Annotated in this window: 26 protein-coding genes; 20 read left to right on the top strand and 6 right to left on the bottom strand. The window is 72.0% G+C overall.

All coding sequences use genetic code 11. The features are described from left to right. Positions 1 to 10 precede the first annotated feature (10 nt). Positions 11 to 1,183, bottom strand: coding sequence for an ROK family transcriptional regulator (locus tag OG218_RS20470; protein WP_328295068.1), 1,173 nt, complete (start codon positions 1,181 to 1,183; stop codon positions 11 to 13). 215 nt (positions 1,184 to 1,398) lie between these two features. Between OG218_RS20470 and OG218_RS20465 the strand changes: the two genes are divergently transcribed. The 16 genes from OG218_RS20465 to OG218_RS20390 are packed head-to-tail and all read left to right on the top strand — an operon-like array spanning position 1,399 to position 17,405. After that, a complete protein-coding gene (locus tag OG218_RS20465; protein ID WP_328295067.1) occupies positions 1,399 to 2,688 on the top strand; it encodes an extracellular solute-binding protein in 1,290 nt (429 codons plus the stop codon). 39 nt (positions 2,689 to 2,727) lie between these two features. Then, positions 2,728 to 3,714 carry a carbohydrate ABC transporter permease gene (locus OG218_RS20460; protein ID WP_328295066.1) on the top strand — a complete coding sequence of 329 codons (987 nt, stop codon included), beginning with the start codon at positions 2,728 to 2,730 and terminating at the stop codon, positions 3,712 to 3,714. Next, positions 3,714 to 4,589: a carbohydrate ABC transporter permease gene (locus tag OG218_RS20455; RefSeq protein ID WP_328295065.1), complete on the top strand. Its 876-nt coding sequence runs from the start codon at positions 3,714 to 3,716 to the stop codon at positions 4,587 to 4,589. Before OG218_RS20460 ends, OG218_RS20455 begins: the two co-directional genes overlap by 1 nt. Positions 4,590 to 4,631: 42 nt before the next feature. Next, a complete protein-coding gene (locus OG218_RS20450; protein ID WP_328295064.1) occupies positions 4,632 to 6,425 on the top strand; it encodes a family 20 glycosylhydrolase in 1,794 nt (597 codons plus the stop codon). Between the two features lie 3 nt (positions 6,426 to 6,428). Next, positions 6,429 to 7,385 carry an ROK family protein gene (locus OG218_RS20445; protein WP_328295063.1) on the top strand — a complete coding sequence of 319 codons (957 nt, stop codon included), beginning with the start codon at positions 6,429 to 6,431 and terminating at the stop codon, positions 7,383 to 7,385. 9 nt (positions 7,386 to 7,394) lie between these two features. Then, positions 7,395 to 8,684, top strand: a complete 1,290-nt coding sequence (locus tag OG218_RS20440; RefSeq protein ID WP_328295062.1) for a glycoside hydrolase family 125 protein — start codon at positions 7,395 to 7,397, stop codon at positions 8,682 to 8,684. A gap of 15 nt (positions 8,685 to 8,699) precedes the next feature. Then, positions 8,700 to 9,542, top strand: coding sequence for a carbon-nitrogen hydrolase family protein (locus OG218_RS20435; protein WP_328295061.1), 843 nt, complete (start codon positions 8,700 to 8,702; stop codon positions 9,540 to 9,542). A gap of 52 nt (positions 9,543 to 9,594) precedes the next feature. Continuing rightward, positions 9,595 to 10,431, top strand: coding sequence for an amidohydrolase family protein (locus OG218_RS20430; protein ID WP_328295060.1), 837 nt, complete (start codon positions 9,595 to 9,597; stop codon positions 10,429 to 10,431). Between the two features lie 10 nt (positions 10,432 to 10,441). Continuing rightward, the gene (locus OG218_RS20425) at positions 10,442 to 10,996 is read left to right on the top strand and encodes an MSMEG_0572/Sll0783 family nitrogen starvation response protein (RefSeq protein ID WP_328295059.1); all 555 of its coding nucleotides are present in this window, start codon (positions 10,442 to 10,444) and stop codon (positions 10,994 to 10,996) included. Beyond that, on the top strand, positions 10,996 to 12,075 hold the full coding sequence (locus OG218_RS20420; protein WP_328295058.1) for an MSMEG_0568 family radical SAM protein: 1,080 nt from the start codon (positions 10,996 to 10,998) through the stop codon (positions 12,073 to 12,075). The genes OG218_RS20425 and OG218_RS20420 overlap by 1 nt, the downstream gene beginning before the upstream one ends. A gap of 8 nt (positions 12,076 to 12,083) precedes the next feature. Next, on the top strand, positions 12,084 to 13,502 hold the full coding sequence (locus OG218_RS20415) for an MSMEG_0567/sll0787 family protein (protein WP_328295057.1): 1,419 nt from the start codon (positions 12,084 to 12,086) through the stop codon (positions 13,500 to 13,502). Then, a complete protein-coding gene (locus OG218_RS20410) occupies positions 13,499 to 14,374 on the top strand; it encodes a carbon-nitrogen hydrolase family protein (RefSeq protein WP_328295056.1) in 876 nt (291 codons plus the stop codon). Before OG218_RS20415 ends, OG218_RS20410 begins: the two co-directional genes overlap by 4 nt. Continuing rightward, positions 14,367 to 14,663 carry an MSMEG_0570 family nitrogen starvation response protein gene (locus OG218_RS20405; RefSeq protein WP_328295055.1) on the top strand — a complete coding sequence of 99 codons (297 nt, stop codon included), beginning with the start codon at positions 14,367 to 14,369 and terminating at the stop codon, positions 14,661 to 14,663. Before OG218_RS20410 ends, OG218_RS20405 begins: the two co-directional genes overlap by 8 nt. After that, the gene (locus tag OG218_RS20400; RefSeq protein ID WP_328295054.1) at positions 14,660 to 15,925 is read left to right on the top strand and encodes an MSMEG_0569 family flavin-dependent oxidoreductase; all 1,266 of its coding nucleotides are present in this window, start codon (positions 14,660 to 14,662) and stop codon (positions 15,923 to 15,925) included. The genes OG218_RS20405 and OG218_RS20400 overlap by 4 nt, the downstream gene beginning before the upstream one ends. After that, positions 15,925 to 17,013, top strand: coding sequence for an MSMEG_0565 family glycosyltransferase (locus OG218_RS20395; RefSeq protein ID WP_328295053.1), 1,089 nt, complete (start codon positions 15,925 to 15,927; stop codon positions 17,011 to 17,013). Before OG218_RS20400 ends, OG218_RS20395 begins: the two co-directional genes overlap by 1 nt. Further along, complete coding sequence (locus tag OG218_RS20390; protein WP_328295052.1) at positions 17,010 to 17,405, top strand: cupin domain-containing protein; 396 nt, start codon at positions 17,010 to 17,012, stop codon at positions 17,403 to 17,405. The genes OG218_RS20395 and OG218_RS20390 overlap by 4 nt, the downstream gene beginning before the upstream one ends. Before the next feature lie 25 nt (positions 17,406 to 17,430). Here OG218_RS20390 and OG218_RS20385 read toward each other — a convergent pair whose 3' ends face one another. From OG218_RS20385 to OG218_RS20375, 3 genes are all read right to left on the bottom strand, one after another. After that, on the bottom strand, positions 17,431 to 17,889 hold the full coding sequence (locus OG218_RS20385) for a MarR family winged helix-turn-helix transcriptional regulator (RefSeq protein WP_328295051.1): 459 nt from the start codon (positions 17,887 to 17,889) through the stop codon (positions 17,431 to 17,433). A 46-nt stretch (positions 17,890 to 17,935) separates the two neighbouring features. Then, on the bottom strand, positions 17,936 to 18,331 hold the full coding sequence (locus OG218_RS20380; protein WP_328295050.1) for an ATP-binding protein: 396 nt from the start codon (positions 18,329 to 18,331) through the stop codon (positions 17,936 to 17,938). A gap of 66 nt (positions 18,332 to 18,397) precedes the next feature. After that, the gene (locus tag OG218_RS20375; protein ID WP_328295049.1) at positions 18,398 to 19,423 is read right to left on the bottom strand and encodes an ornithine cyclodeaminase; all 1,026 of its coding nucleotides are present in this window, start codon (positions 19,421 to 19,423) and stop codon (positions 18,398 to 18,400) included. A 115-nt stretch (positions 19,424 to 19,538) separates the two neighbouring features. On the opposite strand from OG218_RS20375, the gene OG218_RS20370 reads away from it, so the two are divergent. Beyond that, on the top strand, positions 19,539 to 19,967 hold the full coding sequence (locus OG218_RS20370) for an Lrp/AsnC family transcriptional regulator (RefSeq protein ID WP_328295048.1): 429 nt from the start codon (positions 19,539 to 19,541) through the stop codon (positions 19,965 to 19,967). A 3-nt stretch (positions 19,968 to 19,970) separates the two neighbouring features. Here OG218_RS20370 and OG218_RS20365 read toward each other — a convergent pair whose 3' ends face one another. Further along, positions 19,971 to 20,450 (bottom strand): Lrp/AsnC family transcriptional regulator, encoded by a 480-nt coding sequence (locus OG218_RS20365; RefSeq protein ID WP_328295047.1) that lies wholly within the window; start codon positions 20,448 to 20,450, stop codon positions 19,971 to 19,973. 111 nt (positions 20,451 to 20,561) lie between these two features. On the opposite strand from OG218_RS20365, the gene OG218_RS20360 reads away from it, so the two are divergent. The 3 genes from OG218_RS20360 to OG218_RS20350 are packed head-to-tail and all read left to right on the top strand — an operon-like array spanning position 20,562 to position 23,283. Beyond that, a complete protein-coding gene (locus tag OG218_RS20360) occupies positions 20,562 to 21,602 on the top strand; it encodes a histidinol-phosphate transaminase (RefSeq protein ID WP_442906535.1) in 1,041 nt (346 codons plus the stop codon). Continuing rightward, positions 21,599 to 22,213 (top strand): YitT family protein, encoded by a 615-nt coding sequence (locus tag OG218_RS20355; RefSeq protein ID WP_328295045.1) that lies wholly within the window; start codon positions 21,599 to 21,601, stop codon positions 22,211 to 22,213. The genes OG218_RS20360 and OG218_RS20355 overlap by 4 nt, the downstream gene beginning before the upstream one ends. 32 nt (positions 22,214 to 22,245) lie before the next feature. After that, positions 22,246 to 23,283: a LacI family DNA-binding transcriptional regulator gene (locus OG218_RS20350; protein ID WP_328295044.1), complete on the top strand. Its 1,038-nt coding sequence runs from the start codon at positions 22,246 to 22,248 to the stop codon at positions 23,281 to 23,283. A 3-nt stretch (positions 23,284 to 23,286) separates the two neighbouring features. Here the strand turns inward: OG218_RS20350 and treS are convergent, their stop codons facing one another. After that, positions 23,287 to 25,593 carry a maltose alpha-D-glucosyltransferase gene (gene treS, locus OG218_RS20345; RefSeq protein ID WP_328295043.1) on the bottom strand — a complete coding sequence of 769 codons (2,307 nt, stop codon included), beginning with the start codon at positions 25,591 to 25,593 and terminating at the stop codon, positions 23,287 to 23,289. Between the last annotated feature and the right edge of the window lie 73 nt (positions 25,594 to 25,666).

Here is a 25,666-nt window from a genome sequence, read left to right as displayed (position 1 = left end):
CCCCAGCCTGTCAGCTGAAGCCGAACTCGCCGAAGAGCACGAGGGCGGCGGCGCCCTGCAGCACGCCGTTGGCGCCGAGCTCCGCCATCCGCACCTGCGGCGCTCCGGCGTCGGAGGGGAGGCACGTGGCGTCGACGGTCTCGCGGGCCGCCTCGAGGAGGGGGCCGTCGAGCAGCTCCCCCGGTCCGGTGAGGATGACCTCCTCGAGGTCGAGGGCGGCGACGATCGGGGCCAGGACCGCACCCAGGCGACGACCGGCGTCACGCAACGCCGTCCGCCGCCGGGCCGGGCTCCGCCCCTCGAGGGTCCGCGCCAGGTAGGTCGGGGCCACGATCGTCTCGAGGCAGCCCCGCCGGCCGCACTCGCAGGGCTCGCCCTTCGGGTCCACCGTGAGGTGGCCGATCTCCCCCGCGGCGAGGCGGTGCCCGCGGACGAGACGGCCGTCGAGGACGAGTCCAGCCCCGACGCCCTGACCGACGACGACCGTCATGAATCCCGATGAGGACGCCTCGCCGTAGGTGAACTCGGCGAGGGCCGCGGTGTCCGCGTCGTTGGCGACGTGGACGCCCACCCCGAGGGACGCGGACAGGCGCTGACCCAGGGGCAGGCCCGTCCAGCCCAACCGGGAGGACTCCACGACACCCCCCGTCTCGTCGACGATGCCGGGGGTCCCGATCCCCACCCCGACGACCCGTTGCCCCGCGGCGGCCATCACCTCGCGACACAGTCCGTCGAGCGCGGTGACGGCGTCCTCGCCGCGGAGGCCGGTGAAGTCGGTGGTGCTCTCGGTGACGATCGCCCCCGACAGGTCCAGGACGGCGATGCGGGCGGCGGGCAGCCGCTGCAGGTCGACGGCGACGACGTGGTGCTCCGCCGAGCGCAGCCCCACCATCATGGCGGGCTTGCCGACGCGTCCCTCCGGCCGCAGGCCCAGCTCGGCGACGAGCCCGTCGGTCAGCAGGTCCGCCACGATCTCCGAGACCGTCACCCGGGTGAGGCCGGTGGCCCGGGCCAGGTCGGCGCGCGACACCGGCCCCTCGTGGAAGAGGAGCCCCAGCACGACGGAGCGGTTGTGCGCGCGGGCGTGCGAGGGCAGGACCTTCGCGCTGGGCCGCAGGCCGCGCGCGGAGGCGCGCCACGGCGTCGGGTGCGGCGTCGGGACGGGCACCGCGGGGATGGTCACAGGATTAGTTTCCCCTACCTACGAATCTCCCGGCAAGTCCCCCTTCACGAGATGGGCAGGGAGGGTTACATTCTTGTTAAGCAGGTGTCCTAACACTTGTCATGCGAACGCCGGGGTGTCGAGACTCAACGCAGAGTCGAACGCTCACCGCCCGTCCAGCACACCTGCTCCACCGCCAGCACCGTCGCTCCGGACCTCGAAAGGTTGCCGCCCCCATGAACCTCACCCGGCGATCCCTGCTCGCCAGCGCCTCCGGCGCCGCCCTCCTCGGCGGCCTCGCCGCCTGCGGCGGCGACAGCTCCTCCGGCACCTCCGGCGGTGGTGGGGACGCGAAGTCCCTCACCGTCTGGTTCATGCAGGACTCCGTCCCCGACGAGACGCAGGCCGCGCTGAAGAAGGCGTTCGAGGCCGAGAACGCCGGCGCCACCCTGAACATCCAGGTCCAGCAGTGGGACGGCATCGTCTCCAAGCTGCAGACCAGCCTCGCCAGCAAGGACGAGAGCCCCGACGTCGTCGAGTTCGGCAACACCCAGGTCGCGCTGTTCTCCTCGGTCGGCGCCCTGCTCGACATCTCCGACATGGAGGACGAACTCGGCGGCAGCGACCTCATCCAGAGCTTCATCGACGCCGGTTCGTGGGAGGGCAAGCTCTACGCCACCCCGATGTACGCCGGGGCCCGCGTGTACTACTACCGCAAGGACCTGTTCGCGGCGGCCGGCATCGCCGTCCCGACCAGCCTCGACGAACTCGTCGCCGCCGCGAAGGCCCTGAACACCGCGAACCCCGAGAAGAACCCGGACTTCTCCGGCATCTACTTCCCCGGCGCCGACCCGCACACCAACGAGGGCTGGTTGTTCACCCACGACGGCCAGTACGCCGAGAAGGACGGCGACACCTGGAAGGGCATGCTGTCCGACCCCGGCTCGCAGGCCGCCCTGGCCCAGGTCCAGGACCTCATGCTCAACGCCACCAAGTACGCCCTCGACTCCAACGAGAACGTGCAGGCTGCGTACCAGTTGTTCAACGACGGCAAGATCGGCATGTACAGCGCCCTCAACGTCGCCTCGGCCAAGATCGACCAGGCCATGTGGGACGCGGACAAGGTCGGCGTCCTGGCCCTCCCGGGTCTGACCCCGGGCAGCATCGGCAAGACGTTCTCCGGCGGTTCGAGCCTGGGCATCTCGGCGAACAACCACAACGTCGACCTGTCGAAGTCGCTCATGAAGTTGATGTACGGCGACGACTTCATGACCGACATGGCCAAGATCGGCGGCTGGATCCCCGGCCGCACCTCCTTCGCCTCCGCGCTGACCGGCCCGACCGGTTCCATCGCCCAGGAGATCATCGAGAACTCCGTCCTCACGCCGAACTCCCCGCAGTGGGGCGTCCTCGACGGCAACAACGTCCCCCGCGACTTCTGGGTGCGCATCGCCAAGGGCGAGGACGTCAAGACCGTCGCCGCCGACGTGGACAAGACCATCGCGGACGCGCTCAACAAGAGCTGACCCGAAGAGATCTCGAGGACCAGCAGGAGGAGAACCGTGGTGTCCGATCAGCTCAGCGCCGGCGTCAGCAGCGCACCGACCCTCGCTCCGGGGGTTCCCGCCCCGGGCCGGGGTCGGTCCCGACCGCGGCGTCGTCGCAGCTCGCTGGTGGTCCCGTACCTCCTGCTGGTCCTGCCCGTCGTGCTCGTGGTCGTCTCCCTCGGCTACCCGATGGTCAAGCAGTTCATCATGTCCTTCCAGGAGTTCGGGCTGGCCCAGCAGTTCGGCCGTCCGCCCACGTGGGTGGGTCTCGACAACTACACCCAGATCCTCACGGACTCCTACTTCTGGACCGTGGTCGCGCGCTCCGTGGCGTTCTGCGCGGTCTGCGCGGTGCTCACGATGGGGGTCGGCATCGCGCTCGCGGTGCTGATGCAGCAACTCTCGGTCGTCCCGCGCATCCTGCTGCAGATCGCCCTGGTCCTCGCCTGGGCCATGCCGCCGCTCGCGGCCCTGACCGTCTACAAGTGGCTGGTCGAACCGCGCTACGGGTTGCTGAACTGGATCCTCACCTCGATGGGCCTGGAGAGCTTCCGCGGCTACTCCTGGCTCGCGGGCAGCCCGTGGAGCTTCTTCGCGATCGCCGCGATCGCGGTGATCTGGACGTCGGCGCCGCTGGTGACGCTGTCCACCTACGCGGCCCTGAACCAGGTCGACGAGGAGGTCCTGGAGGCCGCTCAGCTCGACGGCGCCAACGGCTGGACCCGGCTGCGTTCCGTGGTGCTCCCGATCATCCAGCCGGTCGTCCTGCTGCTCTTCATGCTGCAGATCATCTGGGACCTCAAGGTCTTCACCCAGATCAACGTGCTGCAGTCCAGCGCGGGCAACAACAAGGCCACGAACCTGCTCGGGACCTACGTCTACGAGACCGGCATCAGCGGCGGCAACTACGGCGTCGCCTCGGCCCTGGCCACCGTCATGCTGCTCCTCGTCCTCGTCCTGACCTTCCGGTACATGCGGACCCTCATGAAGCAGGGAGACCTCTGATGGCAACGGCCACGGAAACCCCCCGACTGTTCGACACGACCCGGTCGGCCAAGAACAAGCACCGCGCGGTGTGGAACGTCGTGGCGATCGTGCTCGCCCTCATCTGGGCCTTCCCGATCTACTGGATGATCAACTCGGCGCTCATGCCGGCCGACCGGCTGCGCGACACGCCACCGCTGCTGGCCCCGATCCACCCGAGCGTGCACGCGTTCCAGCAGATCTTCCACGACTCCCTGTTCTGGCGATCGCTCGGCTTCAGCGCGGCCGTGACGTTCCTGGCCGTGGCCGTCTCCCTGCTGGCCGCCGTCCTCGGCTCGGTGGCGCTGAGCCGGTTCTCCTTCGTCGGTCGCCGGGCGGTTCTCGTCGGGGTCCTCGTCGTGCAGATGATCCCGGCCGAGGCGCTCTTCATCTCCCAGTACCGGATGCTCGACGGCTGGGGCATGCTCGGTTCCGTGCCGGGCCTGTCGCTGCTCTACGTCGGCCTCATCGTCCCGTTCACAGTGTGGATGCTGAAGGGTTTCGTCGACGGGGTCCCCGTCGAGCTCGAGGAGGCGGCCATGATGGACGGCTGCTCGCGGTTCGGCGCCTTCTTCCGGGTGACCGTGCCGCTGCTCGGGCCCGGTCTCGTCGCGACGGGCGTCTTCGGTTTCCTCGTCGCGTGGAACGAGTTCACGCTCGCCTTCGTGATCCTCGCCTCGGGCGACCGGCTGACCCTGCCGGTCTGGCTGAAGACGTTCTCCTCCAACCTGCAGGAGACCGACTGGGCCGGGGTGATGGCCGGTTCGACCCTCGTCGCCGTGCCCGTCCTCATCGTCTTCATCCTCGTCCAGAACGCCATGACCAAGGGCATGGTCGCCGGCGCCGTCAAGGGCTGACGCCCGCCCTCCCCGAACCACCCACGACCTGGAGCTCCTCCCGTGCCTGTCACCCCCTTCCCCCGCCCGAAGACGCTGTCGGTGCAGACCGGCGTCGGCCCGGCCGTCGACGCCCCCGTGCGCGTCGTCCTCGACGCCTCGGTCCCGGCCCAGGGTTTCTCCCTGGAGACCTCCGCGGCCGGGGTCACGCTCACCCACTCCGACACCGCGGGTCTGCGCTACGGCCTCGCCGCGCTCGACCAGCTGCGCGCCGACCGCGACTTCGCGACGACGAGCTACTCGATCACCGACCACCCGGACTTCCCCGTCCGCGGTTTCATGCTCGACATCAGCCGCGACCGGGTGCCGACCCGCCGCACCCTGGCCCGCTGGGTCGAGGTCCTCGACCTGGCCCGCATCAACTCCCTCGAGCTCTACACCGAGCACACCTACGCGTTCACGGGCCAGCAGGCCGTCTGGCAGGACGCCTCCCCGCTGACCGCGGAGGACCTGCAGTGGCTCGACGCGCTGTGCGCGTCCAAGGGCATCGAACTGGTCTGCAACCAGAACACCCTCGGACACATGGAACGGTTCCTCAAGGTCCCCGAGCACCTCAAGCGCGCCGAGAACGAGGACGGGTTCACGATGCGCGGCCAGCACCGCCCGCCGAGCACCGTCGAACCGACCTCCGAGAACGCCGCGTTCGTCCAGGAGCTCCTCGAGGACGTCACCCCGAACTTCCGGACGAAGCGCATCAACATCGGTGCCGACGAACCGTGGGAACTCGGCCAGGGCAAGAGCCGCCAGCGGGCCGAGGAGGTCGGCCTGGGCACGGTGTACTTCGACTACGTCACCGAGGTCATGCAGCCCTGGCTGGACCGCGGCTACACCGTGGAGTTCTGGGCCGACGTCTTCGGCGACCACCCCGAACTGATGGACAAGGTCCCCGCCGGCGCGATCCCCGTCGTCTGGCAGTACGACTCCCCCGGTCTGCTGGCCGAGGTCGTCGACGCCGCGCAGCCGGACCAGGTCCAGGAGTGGCGCAGCCTCGGGGTCGACATCACCAAGCTCCGCGACGGGTTCCGCGACCGCGCCAAGCTGCTGCTCGACGCGGGCATCCCGTTCTGGGTCGCCCCGGGCGCCAGCAACTGGAACTCGCTGCTCGGCCGGTGGGAGAACGCGCTGGGGAACATGGTCGACGCGGCCGAGGTCGGCCTGGCGAACTCCGCGCAGGGGTACCTGAACACCTCCTGGGGTGACCACGGGCACTGGGACCCGCCGTCGGTCGCCTTCGGCCCGGTGCTGTTCGGCGGCGCGGTGTCGTGGTCGCTGGAGAGCAACCGCGACCTGGACGTCGCCGAGGTCCTCGACACGAGGCTGCTGCTGGACCCGCAGGGGGTGACCGGCGACGTCCTCGTGCGGGCGGGGAAGGTCTGCCACGTCCTCGGCACCCCGGTGCTCAACGCCTCGCCGCTGGTCCTCGCCCTGCGCGAGACCGACGACCTGGCGCCGTGGGCCGTGCCGAGCGCGGACGCCCTGACCACCGCGCAGCGGATCCTCACCGACTGCCTGCTCGACCTGCGCACCGCGGAACCCGCCGCCTCCGACGGGGACGTCGTGCTGCGCGAACTCACCCAGGCGCTGCGGCTCAGCGAGTTCGCCGTCCGCGTCCTGCAGGCCCGCGAGAGCGACGGTTCGTTCGAGGCGACCGCGGCGGCGCGGATGCTCCCCGAGCTCGACGACCTGCTCGAGGAGCAGCGGGCGTGCTGGCTGCTGCGGTCGCGGCCGGGTGGGCTGGCCGACAGCCTCGCCGAGTTCTCCACCCTGCGCCACGCCCTGCTGCGTGCGGTGAGCTGACCGGTGGCCGTGCTCACGCCCCGGCGAGCCGAGCTCCGGGGCCCGCGGGCGAGCGTGCGCGTCGGCCTGGACATCGGCGGGACGAAGATCGACGGGGTGGCGCTCGGTCCCGGGGACGAGGTCCTCGCGACGGCGCGCCGTCCCTCCCCCGGCGGCGTCGTCGACGTGGTGTCGACGGTGGTCGCCCTCGTGTCGGACCTGGTGGGCGACTCGACCCTGCCCGTGGCCGGCGTGGGGATCGGGATCCCGGGACTCGTGGACCCGGTGGCCGGAACGGTCCGCAGTGCGGTGAACCTGGGGTTCGGTCCGGAACCGGTGGCGCTGGCCGACCTGGTCAGCCGCGCGGTCGGCGGTGTTCCCGTCGTCGTCGAGAACGACGTCAAGGCGACCGCCCTCGGCGCGCACGCCGTGCTCGGCGGCGACCTGACCCTGGTCTCGCTCGGCACCGGCCTCGCGGCAGCGATCGTCGTCGACGGTCGGGTGCTGCGCGGATCGAGCGGCGCGGCCGGCGAGATCGGCCACCTGGCGCTGGACCGGGACGGCCACCTCTGCGGCTGCGGGCAGCGGGGCTGCCTGGAGACGATCGCCTCCGGTGCCGCGCTGCGGCGCGCGTGGCCGCACGGGGACGAAGGACGCTCCGCCGTCCACCTGTTCGCCGCGGCCGAGGCCGGGGACCCGGCCGCCGTCGGCGTCCGCGACCGGTGGGCCGCGGCGGTGGCCCTGACCGTGCGCACCCTGGCCCTGACCGCCGACTCGAGCACCGTCGTGCTGGCCGGAGGGGTCGCGGCCCTCGGGGACCCGTTGCTGCGCAGCGTGTCCGACGCGCTGCAGCAGCAGGCGGTGGGTTCGCCGTTCCTGCGCGGGCTCGCCCTGCACGACCGGCTCGTCCTGCTGCCCGGGGACCGTCCCGTCGCGGCCATCGGGGCGGCGAACCTGTGGCGGGTGGAGGCCGCGCGCTAGGTTGCGGGCGTGAGCGAACTGCTGCCGCAAGGCCTCGTGGACGACCTCAGCGCAGAGGTCTCGCGCCGCGCGGGGGAACGGGTGGGCGCGATGTTCGCCCGGGCCCTGCGCGAGACCGTCGACCGCACCCCGACCCTGCGGCCCGACGGGTCCGTCTTCGTCGTGACGGGCGACATCCCGGCCATGTGGCTGCGGGACTCGACCGCGCAGTGGCAGGCGTACCTGCTGCTGCTGGACCGGGCGCCGGCGCTGGCCGACGTCATCGCGGGGGTGCTGCGCACCCAGTTCACCTCGATCGTCCACGACCCCTACGCCAACGCCTTCAACGACGGCCCGACGGGCGCCTGCCACGAACCGGGCGACCTCGGCGACGACCCCTGGTTGTGGGAACGCAAGTACGAGGTCGACTCCCTGGCCTTCCCGGTGCTGCTCGCCCACCGGTTGCGCCGGGCGACCGGCCGCGACGACGTCCTCGGGCACGACGCGGCGGCGGCCTGCCGGTCGATCGTCGACCAGTGGCGCCTCGAGCAGGACCACGAGGAGAAGTCCCCCTACCGCTTCGTGCGCCCCACCGACGAGCGCAGCGAGACCCTCGACCGGGACGGTCTCGGGACCCCGCTCGGCCGCACGGGCATGACCTGGTCGGGTTTCCGGCCCAGCGACGACGCCTGCGAGTACGGCTACAACGTCCCGGCGAACCTCTTCGCCGCCCGGGCCCTCGACCACGTCGGGACGTTCGCCCGCGAGGTGTTCGACGACCCCGCGCTCGCCGCGGACGCGGAGACGCTGGCCGCGGAACTGCGGGCGGGGGTCGAGGAGTTCGGGGTGGTGGAGCACCCGGTGCACGGACGGGTCTGGGCCTACGAGGTCGACGGTCTCGGCGGCGTCCTGCTGGCCGACGACGCGAACACCCCCAGCCTGCTGTCGCTGCCCCTGCTGGGCGCGTGCGCGCCCGACGACCCGCTCTACGTCGCGACGCGGGCCCTCGTCCTGAGCGAGGCGAACCCGTGGTTCCACCGCGGGACCGCGGCGACCGGGATCGGCAGCCCGCACACCCCCGACCGCTACGTCTGGCCGATCTCGCTGGCCGTGCAGGCCCTGACGAGCGGCGACCCCGACGAGCGCGTCGCGACGTTGCAGCTCATCGCCGACACCGACGACGGGACCCTGCACGTGCACGAGGGCTTCCACGTCGACGACCCCTCGCAGTGGACGCGGGAGTGGTTCTCCTGGGCCGACTCGATGTTCTGCGAGCTCGCGCTGTCGTTGCTGGGCGAGCACGTCGCCGCGTTCGACTGACGCCGGGTTCCTGACGTGTCCCACCCCGTCCGCGTCGCGGCGGTGGCCGCGAACTTCGGCCCCGACCTCGAGCGCGGTCTCGCGAAGGCGCTGGGGATCGTCGCCGAGGCGCGGGCGTCCCGGACCGACCTGCTGGTGCTGCCGCACGGCACCCTGGGCGGCTACCTGCCGGACCTCGTGGACATCGACTCCGCGCAGGTCCCCCCGGCCCTGGCCGCGGACGACCCCGTGTTCGAGCTCCTGCGGCAGGCGTGCGGACCGTTGACGGTGTGCCTCGGCTACACCGAGGTCGAGGAGGTCCACGGCACCCCCGTGCAGCACCCGGCGGCGGTCTGCCTCAGCGGGGACGGGGTGCTGGGCCGCCACCGCAAGGTCCACCTGCCGCCCGGTGAGGCGGAGCTGTACGCGGCGGGTGACCGGCTGGCCGCGTTCGACACCCCCGTCGGCCGGCTGGGGATGCTCATCGACTTCGACAAGACCTTCCCCGAGGCCGCGCGCACCCTGGCCCTGCAGGGCGCGCAGGCCATCGCCTGCCTGTCCGCCTGGCCGGCGAGCGTGACCGACCGTGCCTCACGGCTCCCCCAGGACCGCCAGTCGCGCCTCTTCGACCTCTACGACTGCGCCCGGGCGGCGGAGAACCAGGTCGTCTGGATCTCCTCGAACCAGACCGGCATGCACGGCTCGCTCCGCTTCCTCGGTCAGGCCAAGGTCGTCGGCCCCGGGGGCGACGTCCTGGCCCGGACGGGGTCCAAGGGCGGGCTGGCCGCGGTCGAGGTCGACGTCGAGGCCGAGGTCGCCCGGGCGCGGCGCACGCTGCACCACCTGGACGAGCGGCGCAGCGACGTGTACGAAACCTGAACGTGTTCCAGGTGTAACCAGCACGAAACAGTTAGGGCGTGAACTATGTCCCGTGCCGAACACCCCGAGCACCACGACGTACGACGCGCACCGTCACCTCGGACGGTTGCCGGCGTACCCCTTCTACGGGGGTCCGCCGGTCAACCCCGACACCACGGCCCGCGACCAGATCGCGGACCTGCTCGCCGACCTCGACCGTGAGGGCACGGCCCGGGCCCTCCTCCTGCCGAACTACGGCGTCCCGGTCGCGGCGGCGTCCTTCGCCCTGAACGACCTGGTCCTGGAGACCGCGGCGAAGGACGACCGGTTCCTCTGCGGGCTGTGGACCTCGCCCCGCGCCCAGGACGCCGAGCTCACCGACGCCACCCTGGCCCTGGCCGGGGAACGTGGGGTGGTCGCGCTCAAGACGAGCTTCCTGCTCGGTGGCGGTGTGGACGACCCGACCTCGCAACCGCAGATCGAGAAGATCTTCGGCACGGCCCGCGAGCGGAACCTCGTCGTGCACGTGCACACCTCCCCCGGTGCGGCCTCGGACATCGACGAGGTGGGGAAGCTCGTGGAGCGCTACGGCGACCACGTCCGCATCCACCTCGTCCACCTCGGCGGCGGGATGAGCGCCCACGTCAAACTCATCGGTGGCCGGTTCTTCGACTGGATCGAGGCCGGCAAGAAGGTCTACACCGACACCAGCTGGGCCATCGGCTTCGCACCCCGGTGGCTCGCGCAGGAGATCGAACGGCGAGGGGTCGGCGCGGACCGCGTCCTCTTCGCCAGCGACGAACCGTGGGGCGACCACGCGGGCGAGCTCGCTCGCCTGCAGGCGGCCTCGGGGAACTCCGAACTCGTCCGGATGTTCCTGCAGGACAACTACTCCACCCTCTACGGCTGAGGAGCCAGACATGACCACGACCACCACGACGTCGACCACCGGCACCGCGATCGACGAGCAGATCGAGGCGAACATCGCCAGGTCGCTGGCCGAGGTCCCGCACCCGAGCAAGGCCAAGGGCGAGAACCTCTACGGTTCCACCAAGGTGTTCCCCGACTACCAGGCCGAGGGTGGCGAGACCTACTTCACCCTCGTGCACGGCATCGCCCACGAGTCGTCGGTCAGCTTCGTCGCGGTCCTGCAGGCCACCCGGGCGCTGCGGAAGGGTTTCGACTCCGCCATCTACTTCTACGGTCCCGGCGCGATGAACTGCATCGACACCCGCGGTTTCCCGACCGTCGGGGACTCGGGGTTCCCGGGTGAGCAGAACATCAACGGTTCGCTGGCGACGTTCATCGCCGAGGGCGGCACGGTCTACTGCTGCCGCTTCGGCCTCGCCCTGCACGGCAACCGCGAGGAGGACCTCATCGAGGGTGTCATCCCCTGCCACCCGCTCGACGTGCAGGACGCCCTCATCCACTACGCCCGCAAGGGCGCGATCATCAACTCGACCTACAACCTCTGATGTCCTGCCCGGACAGGGTCGCCACGCGTGCCGACGTCGCGATCCGGGGTGTCCGGCTGGCCACGCCCGTGCGCCGCACGGGTGGGGCCGGCCCCAGCGACGACGGCCACGTGGTCCTGGACGGGTTCGCCTCCGCGATCCCCCGGCGCGCCGACAGCCCCTACCTCGTCCACGACGGGCGGTTGCTCATCGAGCGGATGGGGTCGGTCACCGACCTCGGCATCGAGGTCGAGCCCGTGCGGCGACCGCGGTTCTACGACCTGGAGACCACCGACGGGACGAACTACGAGAAGATCGCGAAGCTGCACGGGAAGGACGTCCTCGCGACGACCGTCGTGCAGACGTGCTCCCGCTACGCACCGGAGAACCGCTGCCGGTTCTGCGCCATCGAGGAGTCCCTGAACTCCGGCGCGACGATCGCGGTCAAGACCCCCGCGATGCTCGCCGAGGTCGCGGAGGCCGCGGTCCGCCTCGACGGGGTCAGGCACGTCGTCATGACGACCGGGACCTCGACCGCACCGGACCGGGGGGCGCGGCACCTGGCCCGGTGCGTCCGGGCGATCGTGGAGGCCGTTCCGGGACTGCCGGTCCAGGTGCAGTGCGAACCCCCCGCCGACCTCGCCACGATCGCCGAGCTCAGGGAGGCCGGGGCGTCGTCGATCGGCCTCCACGTCGAGTCCCTCGACGACGGGGTCCGCCGTCGGTGGATGCCCGGCAAGTCGAGCGTCCCGCTGGCCGAGTACTGGGCGGCGTGGACCGAGGCGGTCCGGGTGTTCGGGCGCAACCAGGTCTCCACCTACCTGCTGGTCGGGCTGGGTGAGGACCCGGACGAACTCGTCGCCGGGGCGCAGCGCCTCGTCGAGCTCGGGGTCTACCCGTTCGTCGTCCCGTTCCGGCCGCTGGCCGGCACCCTCGCGGTGGACGAGGACGGGGCTGCCGCACCCGATCCAGCCGTCCTGGCGGACGTCTCCCGCCGGGTCGCGGAGGCGCTGCAGACCGCGGGGATGCGCGGGTCGGACCAGATGGCCGGCTGCGCCGCCTGCGGCGCCTGCTCGGTCCTGCAGAACCTCGGCGCGTAGGGGTTCCGGTGGACCTCGAGCACCTCGTCCCGCACCAGTTCCTCGCCGCGCCGGACGTGCCCGTCCTCGCCGGGGTCCCACGGCCCCGCGCGAGGTTCCACGTCGAGGTCGCGGACGCCGCGGCCGAGACCGCGTACCGCAGGGTGCGGCGCGAGGTCTTCGTCGCGGAGCAGCAGTTGTTCGACCTCGACGACCACGACGAGGCCGACGACGACCCGCGTCGCCGCGTCCTGGTGGCCCGGACCCCGGACGGGACCGTCGTGGGTGGCGTGCGGTTGGCCCCGTGCGCGGAACCCGATGTCGGCTGGTGGCGCGGGAGCCGACTCGTCGTGGCCGCCGGTGCGCGCACCCTCGGCGGGGTCGGGACCGCGCTGGTCCGGGCAGCCTGCGCCCACGCCGAGGACCTCGGCGCGCTGCGGTTCGAGGCGACGGTCCAGGCCGCGAACGCGGTGCTGTTCCGGCGGCTGGGGTGGGAACGGGTCCGCGACGTCGAGGTGCAGGGCACTCCGCACGTGCTGGTCCGCTACCCGGTGGACCGCCCGCAACGGCTGGCCGACGCGACGAAGTCGGCCCTGGCGGGGTTGCTGGCCGAGTTCGTCGAAACTCCGATGGGGTTCCGCGGGGACGACGGTTCCCCGGTACCGGGAACCGACGTCGTCGCGGCCTGCGACGCGATCCTGCCCTCGCTCGTGGACCGCGACCCGCGGTGGGCCGGGTGGTGCGCCGTCCTCGTGAACGTCAACGACCTCGCCGCGATGGGGGCCGAACCCGTCGGGTTGCTGGACGCGCTGGCGGCTCCGACCCGGGAGCACGCCGCCGAGATCGTCGCCGGGTTGCGGGCGGCGTCGCAGGCCTGGGGGGTCCCGGTCCTGGGAGGACACACCCAGCTCGGGGTTCCCGCGGCCCTGTCGGTGACGGCGCTGGGGCGCAGCGACCACCCGGTCCCGGCCGGTGGGGGGCGGGCGGGGCACGACCTGTCGCTGACCGCGGACCTCGAGGGCCACTGGCGACCGGGGTACGCGGGGTCGCAGTGGGACTCCACGTCCTGGCGGCGCGCGGGCGACCTGCGGGCGATGGGGTCGTTCGTGGCCCGCACCGCACCGGCCGCCGCGAAGGACGTCAGCATGGCCGGTCTCGTCGGGACCGCGGGGATGCTCGCGGAGGCGAGCGGGGTCGCGGCCGAGATCGACGTCGCCGCCGTGCCGCGTCCGGCCGGGACCACCGTCGGCGACTGGTTCACCTGCTTCCCGGGGTTCGGGATGCTGACCGCCGACACCCCCGGCCGGGCACCGGCACCCGCCGGACCGGCCACCACACGAACGATCGGCCGCCTCCGGCCGGGACCCTCCGGGGTCTCGCTGCGCTGGCCCGACGGAGAGGTGACCCCGGTGATCCGGGGCACCGTGACGGGAATGGGAACCGCATGAGAACCAGACTGGCTGCCGTGGCCGAGAACTTCGGCCGTGACCTCGACGCCGCCTACGCCACCATCGACCGGTTGCTGCGGCGGGCCCGGGCGGAGGGCACGGGACTGATCGCCCTGCCGGAGGCCTGCCTCGGCGGGTACCTGTCCTCCCTGGGTTCCGCGGAGGACCGCGGGACCGCGGAGACCCGGCGGCAGCGTTCCGGTCCACCGGCCCTGGCTCTGGACGGGCCGGAACTGCGCCGGGTGCAGGAGATGGCTCGCGACGTCGTGGTCGTCCTCGGGATCTGCGAGGACGGCGGGACCGACCGGTACAACACCGCGGTCGCCCTGACCGGGGACGGCGTCCTCGGGGTGCACCGCAAGGTGCACCAGCCCCTCGGCGAGAACCTCTCCTACGCGGCGGGTTCGACGTTCGAGGCGTTCGAGACGCCGGTCGGGCGGATCGGGTTGCAGATCTGCTACGACAAGGCGTTCCCGGAGGCCGCCCGCACCGCGGCGCTCGACGGGGCACGGATCATCGTCAGCATCTCCGCCTGGCCCGGGGCCCGGACCGCGGCCGCGGCCGACCTCGCGCAGGACCGCTGGAAGAAGCGGTTCGACCTCTACGACCAGGCGCGGGCCCTGGAGAACCAGGTGGTCTGGGTCGCCTCCAACCAGGCCGGCACGTTCGGTTCACTGCGGTTCGTGGGCAGCGCGAAGGTCGTCGGGCCCGGCGGTGACGTCCTGGCCGACACCGGGGTGGGCGCCGGGGTCGCCGCCGCGGACGTCGACGTCGAGGCGGAACTCGACGCGGCCCGGCGGGCGATGTTCAACCTGCGCGACCGCCGTCCGGACGTGTACGGCGCCCTCGTGCGGGAGCCGGCGCATGCCTGAGATGACGTTCAGCGTCCGGTGGCCGGACGGCGGCGTCCAGCACTGCTACTCCCCCTCGCTCGTGGTGCACAACCACCTCGAGGTCGGCGCCGAGTACACCGTCGAGGAGTTCACCGCCCGCGCCCGCACGGCGCTGACCGAGGCCGGCGAACGGGTCCGGGCGAAGTTCGGGATGACCTGCACCTCGGCCGTGGCCCAGCTCGCCGCCATCGAGGACCGTGCCGCCGGCACGGTGGGGACGGTCCGGGTCCTCGCCCTCGAACCCCCGCTCTCCCAGGAGGAGTCATGACCGAACACCACGACGTGCTCATCGTGGGCGCGGGGCAGGCGGGGTTGTCGCTCAGCTGGCACCTCGTTCAGCGCGGGATCGACCACGTCCTGCTGGAACGCGACGAGATCGGCCACGAGTGGCGCGACGGTCGCTGGGACGCGTTCACCCTGGTCACCCCGAACTTCCAGTGCCGGCTCCCCGGGTTCTCCTACACCGGTGAGTTCGGTGGTCAGGACCCCGACGGGTTCATGCCCCGCGACGACGTGCACCGGTTCGTCACCTCCTACGCCGCCGGTTTCGGACCGCCGGTGCGCGAGCACGTGGAGGTGACGCGGTTGACCCGCGAGGACGACGGGCTCTTCCACGTCGCCTCCAGCGCCGGGGAGTTCACGGCGCGGCAGGTCGTCGTGGCGACGGGCGGGTACCACCTCCCCGTCGTCCCGGCGGCGGCCGAGCGGGTTCCCGAGGGGATCGCGCAGCTGCACTCCTCGCTCTACCGTGGTTCCCCGGAACTCCACGACGGGGCGGTTCTCGTCGTCGGGTCGGGGCAGTCGGGGGCCCAGATCGCCGAGGACCTGCACCTGGCCGGGCGCACCGTCCACCTCGCCGTCGGCAACGCCCCGCGCTGCGCCCGGACCTACCGCGGCCGGGACTGCATCGCCTGGCTCGAGGACATGGGCGTCTACGACGTCTCCGCCACCGAGGTCCCCGGTGGTGCTGCCGCGCAGGAGAAGACGAACCACTACATGACGGGCCGCGACGGTGGCCGGGACATCGACCTGCGGACCTTCGCCCTGGAGGGCATGCGGTTGCACGGCCGGCTGGAGGACGTCCGCGACGGGGTCGTCACGTTCGCGCCCACGCTGGGCGGGGCGCTGGACCACGCCGACGCGGTGGCGGAGAGCATCAAGGACTCCATCGACCGCTGGATCGCCGCCCGCGGGATCGAGGCGCCCGAACAGGCCCGCTACGTTCCGGTGTGGCACCCGGAGCAGGAGGTCACCGTCCTGGACCTGGCGGCGAGCGGCGTCACCTCGATCGTGTGGAGCGTCGGGTACCGGGCGGACTACCGCTGGATCGAGCTCGGCGTGTTCGACGGCCGGGGGCGACCGCGCCAGACCCGCGGCGTCACCGGTACCGAGGGGTTGTTCTTCCTCGGGTTGCCGTGGATGCACACCTGGGGTTCCGGGCGGTTCGCCGGGGTGGCCCGGGACGCGGAGTTCCTCGCCGACCGGGTCCAGGAACTGTCCCCGGCGCGTCACCTGGTCGCCGTCCGCTGATGAGGATCGCGCTCACCACGTACTCGACGAAACCCCGCGGCGGGGTCGTCCACACCCTCGCGCTGGCGGAGGCGCTCGTCGCCGCCGGGGCCGAGGTGTCGGTGTGGACGCTGGGCCGGGGTGGCGACCGGGCGTTCTTCCGGCCGGTGGACCCCCGGGTCGACGTCCGGGTGGTCGAGTTCACCGCGCGGGACGGCGAGGACGTCGGGGAGAGGATCGTCCGGTCGATCGAAGTGCTGCGCGCGGGGTTCGACCCGGCCGGCTACGACGTGGTGCACGCCCAGGACTGCATCAGCGCGAACGCCGTGGGGCGCTGCGTGCGGACCGTCCACCACCTGGACACCTTCACCACCCCGCAGCTCGTGACCTGCCACGAGAAGGCGATCGTCGAACCGTTCGCGCACGTCTGCGTGTCCGGTGCGGTGGCGCGGGAACTCGCCGACGGATGGGGCATCTCGGCGACGGTGATCCCCAACGGGGTCGACTCCGCCCGGTTCGCCCGCGCGGACCCCGGACGGTGGCGGGACCGGTTCGGTCGCTACGTCGTCGCCGTCGGCGGGATCGAACCCCGCAAGGGCAGCCTCGACCTGCTGCGGGCGCTCGCCCTGCTGCGGGAGGAGCTCCCCGACGTCCGGCTGGTGATCGCCGGGGGCGAGACGTTGTTCGACCACCGGGACTACCGCGTGCGGTTCGACCGGCTCGCCGGGGAACTCGGGGTGGACCCCGTCGTGCTGGGTGTCGTGGACGAGGAGGAACTCCCGGGGCTGGTAACGGGTGCAGCGGCCATGGGTTTCCTGTCGACGAAGGAGGGTTTCGGGCTCGCCGCGATGGAGGCGCTGGCCGCCGGGGTCCCGCTGGTGACCCGGGAACTGCCCGTGCTGCGGGAGGTCTTCGACGGGGCGGCCCTGTTCGCGGCGAAACCGTCGGGGATGGCGCAGGCGTTGCGGTCCGCGATCGAGACCCCGGATCCCGACCGGGTCGCTCGCGGTCGGGAGCTGGCCGCCCGGCACACCTGGACCGCCGCCGCACGGACCCACCTCGAGCTCTACCGCCGCTTGACCGACACCCACCCCGGAGGTTCCCGATGATCCCGACCAACCTGGTCGACGTGCTCGCCACCGACACCAGTTCCCTGCCCTGGGACCTGTTCACGGTGCCGCAGACCGGAGCCCGCATCCCGACGAAGGTGCTGCACGACGATCCCGAGACCGGGATGCAGGTCTTCCTCATGCGCTACGCCGCGGGTTTCACCAACGTCTGGCACACCCATCCCTGCGCGCACGGCATGTTCGTGCTCGACGGGGTGCTGCGCACCCACTCCGGGGACCACGGACCGGGGAGCTTCGTGTGGTTCCCCGAGGGCGGCTGGATGGAGCACGGAGCCACCGACAACGACTGCACGTTCCTGTTCATCACGAACAAGCCCTTCGGCATCTGCTACGCCGACGACGCCGATCACCCGTACCCGACGGGTTCCTGAGCTCGCGGGACGACGTCCCGGGCGGTCAGGCGCCCTTGTCGGCGCGGACGGCGGCGTCGATGACGTGGGTGAGGCCGTCGCGGAGGCGCTCGAGCTCCCCGACGTCCATGCCCAGCCTGGCCACGATCTGCGCCGGGACCTTCAACGCCTCGACGCGCAGCGTCCGGCCCTGCTCGGTGAGGGTCACGGCCAGCGACCGCTGGTCCTCGGGGAGGCGCCGGCGTTCCAGCAGACCCGCGGCCTCCAGCCGCTTCAGCAGCGGTGACAGCGTCGGCGGGTCGAGCTGCAGGGCCTCGCTGAGGTCCTTCACCGACATCGGTTCGCTGCCCCAGAGAGCCAGCATGACCAGGTACTGCGGGTGGGTCAGCCCCATCGGCTCCAGCACGGGCCGGTAGACCGACAGGACGGTCCGGGCGGCCACCACGAGCGCGAAGCAGACCTGTCGCTCCAGGGCGAGGGGGTCGGTCTCGAGCTCAGCGGTCATCGCGCCAGGCTACCCGTTCGCGCGTGAAACGTTCGCGCACGAGGGATCAGGCGGCGGCGGGGAGGGGGACGAGGTCGAACCACACCGTCTTACCCTCGGCGCCCTGGAGGTCGGTTCCCCAGGACTGCGCGAGCTGGTCGACGAGGGCGATGCCCCGGCCCCCGGTCGCGTGGTCGTCGACGTCCCTCAGGACGGGGGCGCTCGGCTCGCCGTCGTGGACGGCGACGTGCACGCCGCCGGTGGCGAGGTCCCGGCTCAGTTCGAGGCTGACCGGTCCGCGGCCGTGCCGGAGGGCGTTGGAGACCGTCTCGGTCACCAGCAGTTCGAGGACCGCGAGCTCGTGGTCGTCGCCCCGGCCGTCACCGCGGAGGAACTCGTCGGCGGCCCAGTGCCGGGCAGCGCCGACGGAGGACAACCCCGCGTCGAGTTCGAGCCGTGCCACGACTGCCTCCCTGGTCCGTCCGGACCTCAACCGTCCCGCGGGAGCGTCGCCGCGGCAACCCGAGCGTCACCCGATCGGCACGGGCGCTCCGAGGAGACCGAAGAGGTCCTTGGGGTCCTCGGGTCCGGCGATGAGGTCGATCGTCTCGGCGAAGGCGCTGTCGCGCACCGCGTCCCGGACGTAGGTCAACGCCGAGAAGTCCTCGATCGCGAAGCCCACGGAGTCGAAGACCGTGGTGCGGCTGCCCCGGCCGGCGCGTTCACCGCGGATGACCTGCCACAGCTCGGTGACCGCGAAGTCGGCCGGCTGGTGCTGGATCTCACCCTCGACGCGGGTCTGCTCGGTATGCTCGACGAAGACGTCGGCCGCCTGCAGGATGCGCGGGTCGAGCTCGGTCTTGCCGGGGCAGTCACCGCCGATGGCGTTGACGTGGACGCCGGGGGCGATGTCGTCGAGGTGCAGGACGGTGGCGTTCTGCTTGTCGGCCGTGCAGGTCGTCACGACCTGGGCCCCCCGGGCGGCCTCGGCGGCGCTGGCGCAGACCGTGATCTCGAAGCCGAGCGGGACGAGGTTGCGGACGAGCTTGCTCGTGGCGGCGGGGTCGACGTCGACGACCCGCAACCGGTGGATGCCGAGCTGGGAGCGGATGCCGAGGGCCTGGAACTCCGCCTGCGACCCGGTCCCGATCATCGCCATCACGCCGTCGCGAGCCTCGGGCGGGGCGAGCCAGCGGGCAGCCAGCCCCGAGGTCGCGGCCGTGCGCAGCGCGGTCAGCAGCGTCATCTCGGCGAGGAAGGTCGGGTAGCCGGTGTAGACGTCGGCGAGCACGCCGAACGCGGTCACCGTCTGCAGACCGTGCGCGGGGTTGCCGGGGTGGCCGTTGACGTACTTGAACCCGTACTGCTCGCCGTCCGTGGTCGGCATGAGCTCGATGACCCCGACGGCGGAGTGCGCCGCGAGCCGGGGTGTCCGCTCGAAGTCCGGCCACCGCCGGAAGTCCCGCTCCAGGACGTCGACCATCCCGGCGATGACCGCCTCGGGTCCCGTCGAGCTGACCCACCGGGCCATGTTGCGCACGCTCACGAACTGCATGTCCCCCAGGCTAGGAACGGGGTCTGCTGCGGATCAACCGGCTGATCGCGCGATCTGCAGGTGGCAACTGCACGGATCGGACCGAGCCCTGACGCACAACGCCTAGGTTGTTCCCGTGCCCGAACTCGACGACCTCGACCGGCGACTGCTGGCCGCTCTGCGCACCGACGCCCGGGAACCCGCGGCGTCGCTGGCCCGGCGGCTCGGGGTGACCCGGGCGACGATCACCCACCGGATCGAGCGGCTGCAGACCAACGGGTCCATCCTCGGGTTCACCACCCGGGTCCGGGAGGGGGCCGAGGGCGACGTCCGGGCGATCTCGTTCATCGAGCTCGAGGGTCGCGCCACGGACCGGGTGATCCAGCGGCTGCGCGGCCTGCCCGAGATCGTCTCGCTGCACACGACGAACGGTGGTTGGGACCTCGTCGCCGAGATCCGCACGACGTCGCTGACCGAGTTCGACCGCGTGCTCGGCCGCATCCGCGGGGTCGACGGGGTGGTGAACTCAGAGACGAGCCTGCTGCTGTCGTCGGTGCTGATGTGAGCCTCAGCCCCCCGCGACCCGGCGCAGCAGCGCCCCGTGCCGCGGCGGCAGCTCCGTGGCCAGCGAGATCGAGGTGCTGGTGCGGACGACCCCCGGCACGCTGAACAGCGACGTCGTGATGCGGTGCAGGTCGGAGGTGTCCCTGGCGACGATCTTCAGGAGCAGGTCCGCGTCGCCCGTCGTGGCGTGCATCTCGACCACCTCGGGGACCTCGCGGAGCGCGGCGACGGCCTCCGGTCCCGACGCCTGGCTCAGCGCCACGGACAGGAACGCGACCATCGGGTAGCCGAGCGCGACGGGATCGAGGCGGCGACTGAACTCCCCCAGCGCGCCGGCCGCGTTCATCCGGTGCACCCGGGCGTGCACGGTGTTGCGGGCGACCCCGAGCTCACGGGCCAGGGACAGGACCGTCGCGTCCGGGTCGGCGTCCAGGGCGAGCAGGATCCGGGCGTCGAGCGGATCCAGGGCGGTGAAGGTCGTCACTTTGAGCACGATGCCACGATTCGCGGCCAGACGGTGCCATCGTGCTCAGCCACGAATGCGTCTGTTGCGCAGCCTCCACCGGGCCCCGAACCTGGGCGGGTGAGCACGATCATGAGCCCCCGGTCCACCGTGGCCGGACTTCCCGGCTACGTCGCCGGTCGCCGCGCGACCAGCGACCTGACCGCGGCGCTGGCCGCCAACGAGAGCCACTACCCGCCGCTGCCGTCGGTGCTGGACGTCGTGCTGTCCTCCGCCGCCACCCTGAACCGCTACCCCGACCCGACGTGCGAGGACCTGCGCGCACGCCTGGCCACACACCTCGGCGCCCGGGCCGAGGAGATCGCCGTCGGTCCCGGCAGCGTCGGTGTCCTCGCCCAGGTCCTCGCCACCGTCTGCGACCCGGGCGACGAGGTCGTCTTCGCCTGGCGCTCCTTCGAGGCCTACCCGATCCTCACGACCCTGGCCGGGGCCCGGCCCGTCCCGGTCCCGCTGCGCGCCGACGAGAGGCACGACCTGGACGCCATGGCCGCCGCGATCACCCCCCGGACCCGGGCGGTCCTCGTCTGCTCGCCCAACAACCCGACCGGCGTGGGCATCTCCGCGGTCGAGTTCGAGGAGTTCCTGGGGAAGGTGCCCGCGGGGGTCCTGGTCGTCGTGGACGAGGCCTACGTCGAGTACGCCGACGGCACCGGCCCGGACAGCCTGCAGCTGCGACGCCGCTTCCCCGGCCTCTGCGTCCTGCGGACGTTCTCCAAGGCCTACGGGCTCGCCGGCCTGCGCGTCGGCTACGCCGTCACGTCCCCGGAACTCGCCGAGGGACTGCGTCGGGTGGCCCTGCCCTTCGCGGTGAGCGCGCTCGCGCAGCGGGCCGCGATCGCCTCCCTCGACGCGGCCGACGAGGTCCGCGACCGGGTGCGCGTGGTCACCCGTGAGCGGGCCCGGGTCACGGGCGAGCTGCGGGCCGCGGGTTTCACGGTTCCCGATCCGCAGGCGAACTTCGTCTGGCTGCGCGCCGACGACGCCCGGCGCGAGGAACTCGTCGAGGCGTTCGCCGCCGCCGACGTCCTGGTGCGGGGCTACGCCGGCGACGGGGTCCGGATCACCCTCGCCGATCCGGCGACGAACGACCGCGTGCTGGCGGTGCTGCGGTGAGCGCGCCGACGCTGACCGCGGCGCCACCCCACACGCTCGTCGAGGACGTCGCCGGGATCACCGTCGGGACGTTCCTCGCCTCCTTCGGGTTGTTCCTGCTGCACAGCACGTCCGCCGTGACCGGCGGGACCGCGGGGCTCAGCCTGCTGCTGAGCTACACCGCGCCGATCCCCTTCGCCGTGCTCTTCCCGCTGGTGAACCTGCCGTTCTTCGTGGTGGCCCTGCGCACGCGCGGCTGGGCGTTCACGGTCCGCTCCCTCGTCGCGGTGGTCGCGGTGTCGGTGTTCTCCTCGATCCACGCGGCGGCCCTGCCGGACCTGGACGTCGCGCCGGTCTACGCGGTGCTGTTCGGGAACCTGGCCGCGGGCCTCGGGATCCTGGTGCTGTTCCGCCACCGGGCCAGTCTCGGGGGTTTCGGGATCCTGGCCCTGCTGCTGCAGGACCGGTTCGGCTGGCGCGCGGGGTACGTCCAGATGGCCCTCGACGTCGTCGTGGTGCTGGCCTCCCTCACGGTCGTCCCGCCCTCGGTGGTCGGGCTCTCCGCCCTCGGTGCGGTGGTGCTCAACCTCGTGCTGTCGATGAACCACCGCCCGGGGCGCTACCAGGGCTGAGTCCGGGCCCGGGTGGGTGCGAGACTCACGCGGTGAGGCGGAAGTTCAGCGTGCGGGACATCGCCGTGCAGGCGGGGCTGTCCGAGGCGACCGTGGACCGGGTCCTGCACGAGCGTCCGGGGGTGCGGGCCGGGACGGTGGAGCAGGTGCGCCGGGCCGTCGCCGACCTGGAGCTCCAGCAGTCGCAGGTGCGCCTCAGCGGTCGCACCGTGATGTTCGACGTCGTGATGTCCGCACCGCGTCGGTTCGCCGACGCCGTGCGCACCGCCCTCGAGGTCGAGCTGCCCACCCTGCGCCCCGCGACCGTGCGGGCCCGTTTCCACACCTCGCACGGCGCGGACGGGGACTGGGTCGCGGCCGAGCTGGACCGGGTGCTGCGCACCGGGTCCCACGGCGTCGTCCTGCAGTCGCCGGACTCCCCCGCCGTCCGCGCCGCCGTGCAACGGCTCGCCGACGGGCAGGTCCCGGTGGTGACGCTGGCCAGCGACCTCCCGGGCAGCGCCCGTCGCGGGTACGTCGGTGCGGACAACCTCGGTGCCGGGGCGACGGCCGCCTACCTGCTGACGCAGTGGGCTCCGGACCCCGAGGACCCCGTCCTCGTCGTCCGCAGCCGGTTGGAGCAGGACAGCGAACGTCAACGCTCGCGGGGTTTCGAGGCGACCCTGGCGCAGTTGGAGGGTTCGGTGCGCACCGTCGTCGACGTCTACGACGACGACCTCGACCCGAGCGCCCTCGAGGACGCGGTCGCGACGGTCCTCGAGGAACGGCCCGGGCTGCGCGCGGTGTACTCCATGTGCGCGGGGGCCGGGGGGAACGCCGGCGTGCTCCGGGGTTTCGAGCGCCGGGGCTCCCGCCCGCTGCCGTTCGTGGTGCACGACCTCGACGGCGAGAACGCCGACCTGCTGAGCCGCGGCGAGATCTCCGCCGTGCTGCACCACGACCTGCGCACCGATTGCGCCCAGGCCTGCAGGATGCTCCTGCAGGCCCCGTACACGCGTTCGGATCAGCGCAGTTCGGCCTCGACGATCCAGATCCTGACCCCCTTCAACGTCCCCGCGCAGGGACGGTGAGGATCAGCCGACGGTGCGGACGTCCTCGTCCTCGACGGTCACCGGCTTGAGCAGCAGCGACAACCCGCCGTAGGGCGCGAGCCAGACCCCGAAGCTCTTCAGGTCGTCGACCCAGCCGATCTCCGCACCCGACGTCATGTCGCACACCGGGACCCGCGGGGTGAAGTGCTCGGAGCGCACCGAACCCTCGATGGTCTCCTGCCCGAAGTTCAGCACCGTGACCTGCAGGACCTCCTGGCCGTCGTGGTCGGCGGGGTCGAGGGCGTGGACCATGACGAGCATGCTCGGGTGCGCGACGGCCGGGATGTCGATCTGGCGGGCCGTGGCGATCTTGTGGTCGCGACGGACGGTGAGGACCGCACTGAGCCGGTTCGCGAACGAGGCCTCGTCGGCCAGCTGTTCCGGCATCGTCCCGTAGAGCGAACGACCGACCGGGATCCCCGACGCCGACATCGTCGCCTCGGGAGCGACCCCCATGAGGTCGTGGGCGGCCCGTTCGATCCAGCGGGTGTCACCGGAGGACAGCAGGGGTTTCACGCTCTCGACGGGCAGCGGCAGCATGCCCATCAGGTCCCAGCCGGACAGCGCGAACACACCGGGCTGCCAGGCGTTGAACATCGCCATCAGCAGGTGGGCACGCTTGATCTGCTCCACGTCGTCGTCGGTGAGCTCGTCGAGGTCCTGGTGACCCCGGCTCGCCGCGATGACACTCGCACTCGTGCAGGCGATCCCGTTGGTGGTGAAGACCAGGTTGTACGGACCGGCGTCCCCGGTCAGCTTCTCGACGAGGTCGGCCCGCACCGTCTCCGCGAGGGTCGCACCGGTGATCTTGCCGCCGCGGTAGTCGTACTCGTCCTCGGCGTGCCGCGTGGCCCAGTGGACGAGTTCGTAGGTCAGCTCGTCGTGGTTCTGCAGGGCGTGCACGAGCGAGGCGGGGTCGACGCCGAGTTCGAGGGCCTGGCGCAGGCAGAGCCGGAGGAACTCGGTGTCCCCCGTCGCGACGGCGTGCTGGCAGCCGGGACGGGTGATGAAGTCGTAGGAGAGGTCCGCCCCCACCTCGGAGGTGTCGCGGATGTCCTCGATGGTGAGGTTCAGTTCCTGGAAGGTGAACCCGCCGACCTTGCGGACCATCCCGGCGATGAGGTGGTTCGCGGCCTCGGAGAGCGGGTGCCCCTCGGACCAGGCGGGCCCCTCGACGCTCTTCTCGACCCCGAGGAAACCGTTGGCGTCGAGGCGGAGCGCGCTCGTCCCGAGGTCGCCCAGGGAGTGCAGCGCGTCGCCGATGACGAGCTTCATCCCGGCGAAGCTCGGGTCGAGCCAGTTCACGGAGGGCTGACCCTGCTTGAAGTAGTGCAGGTACACCCAGCGGCGCACGATCCCATCGACACCCTCGACCTCACGGGTCGCGGACCAGTTCGTCTCCTTGATGCCCGGGGCGTAGAAGATGACGCGCTGGAGCTGGCCGATGATGAACCCCAGCTCGGACAGCGCCGCCTCGGCGGCGGCGTCGAGGTTCGCGGCGTCGTGCCCGGGAGCGACGTCGGGCAGCAGTTCCCAGTGCTCCCGCGGGATCTCCACCATGTGGTAGATCCCGGGGTAGTCCTGGAACGCCATCTCGGCGAGGCGGAAGTCGGCCCCCTTGCCGGTGTGGCCGGGGACGATGTCGTCGATGACGCTGCCGGAGTGCTCGGCCGCGACCTCGCACAGGTGGCGGAACTCCCCCTCGGTGCCGAACATCGGATCGATCTCGGTGGAGATGCGGTCGAAGTGGCCGTCGACGCTGGGCGTCTGACGCCAGCCGTCGAGCCCGCCCGCGGACTTCACGGGCCCGGTGTGGACGGCCTCGATGCCGATGTGCTGGAACGCCCGCCAGAGCTCCGGGTCGCCGAGCGAGCCGAGGAAGGACCGGCCCTGGCGGGTGATGAGCGAGATCGGGTACGCGGTGAACCAGACCGCGGCGGTGTCGACCGCGCGCCGGGGGTCGGGCTTGGCGTACGGGTTCTGCCACATGCTGGCCTGGCCGGAGAACTGGCGGCTGATCTTCTGCGCGTCGGCGAGCATCGACTGCACGAGCAGCCACCGGACGTACTCCGGGTTGCTGCCGTCGGCGGGACCCTCCCCGGCCGCCGGCTTCGGCGGCGCATCGGTCCCGCGCAGGCGGGCCTGCGGACGAGGCCGGCGCAGCGCCCGGGGACGCGCCTCGTAGCGCTGCTCGTCGTAGGTGATCTCGCTCGGCTCGTGCTCGGCCGCCTCCACCGTCACCGCGGGTGCCTGGACACCGTCATCGACCGTGCTGCCGACCTCGTTCACGAACCCTCCTCCGTACTGCCTGCCGATCTGTGGGCTCACCCCACCACAGACGGCGCGCCTTCTCGACCGGAGG

The sequence above is a fragment of the Kineococcus sp. NBC_00420 genome (assembly GCF_036021035.1).
Classification (GTDB): domain Bacteria; phylum Actinomycetota; class Actinomycetes; order Actinomycetales; family Kineococcaceae; genus Kineococcus.
The sequence above is the reverse complement of the archived record's forward strand: the minus strand, read 5'-3'. Positions and strand labels throughout refer to the sequence as shown.

Coding starts and splice junctions, on each gene's coding strand:
- OG218_RS20395 (WP_328295053.1), top strand. CDS start 15,925: ATGAGGATCGCGCTCACCACGTACTCGACGAAACCCCGCGGCGGGGTC.
- OG218_RS20410 (WP_328295056.1), top strand. CDS start 13,499: ATGAGAACCAGACTGGCTGCCGTGGCCGAGAACTTCGGCCGTGACCTC.
- OG218_RS20400 (WP_328295054.1), top strand. CDS start 14,660: ATGACCGAACACCACGACGTGCTCATCGTGGGCGCGGGGCAGGCGGGG.
- OG218_RS20390 (WP_328295052.1), top strand. CDS start 17,010: ATGATCCCGACCAACCTGGTCGACGTGCTCGCCACCGACACCAGTTCC.
- OG218_RS20375 (WP_328295049.1), bottom strand. CDS start 19,423: ATGCAGTTCGTGAGCGTGCGCAACATGGCCCGGTGGGTCAGCTCGACG.
- OG218_RS20420 (WP_328295058.1), top strand. CDS start 10,996: ATGTCCTGCCCGGACAGGGTCGCCACGCGTGCCGACGTCGCGATCCGG.
- OG218_RS20360 (WP_442906535.1), top strand. CDS start 20,562: ATGAGCCCCCGGTCCACCGTGGCCGGACTTCCCGGCTACGTCGCCGGT.
- OG218_RS20465 (WP_328295067.1), top strand. CDS start 1,399: ATGAACCTCACCCGGCGATCCCTGCTCGCCAGCGCCTCCGGCGCCGCC.
- OG218_RS20385 (WP_328295051.1), bottom strand. CDS start 17,889: ATGACCGCTGAGCTCGAGACCGACCCCCTCGCCCTGGAGCGACAGGTC.
- OG218_RS20405 (WP_328295055.1), top strand. CDS start 14,367: ATGCCTGAGATGACGTTCAGCGTCCGGTGGCCGGACGGCGGCGTCCAG.
- OG218_RS20455 (WP_328295065.1), top strand. CDS start 3,714: ATGGCAACGGCCACGGAAACCCCCCGACTGTTCGACACGACCCGGTCG.
- OG218_RS20425 (WP_328295059.1), top strand. CDS start 10,442: ATGACCACGACCACCACGACGTCGACCACCGGCACCGCGATCGACGAG.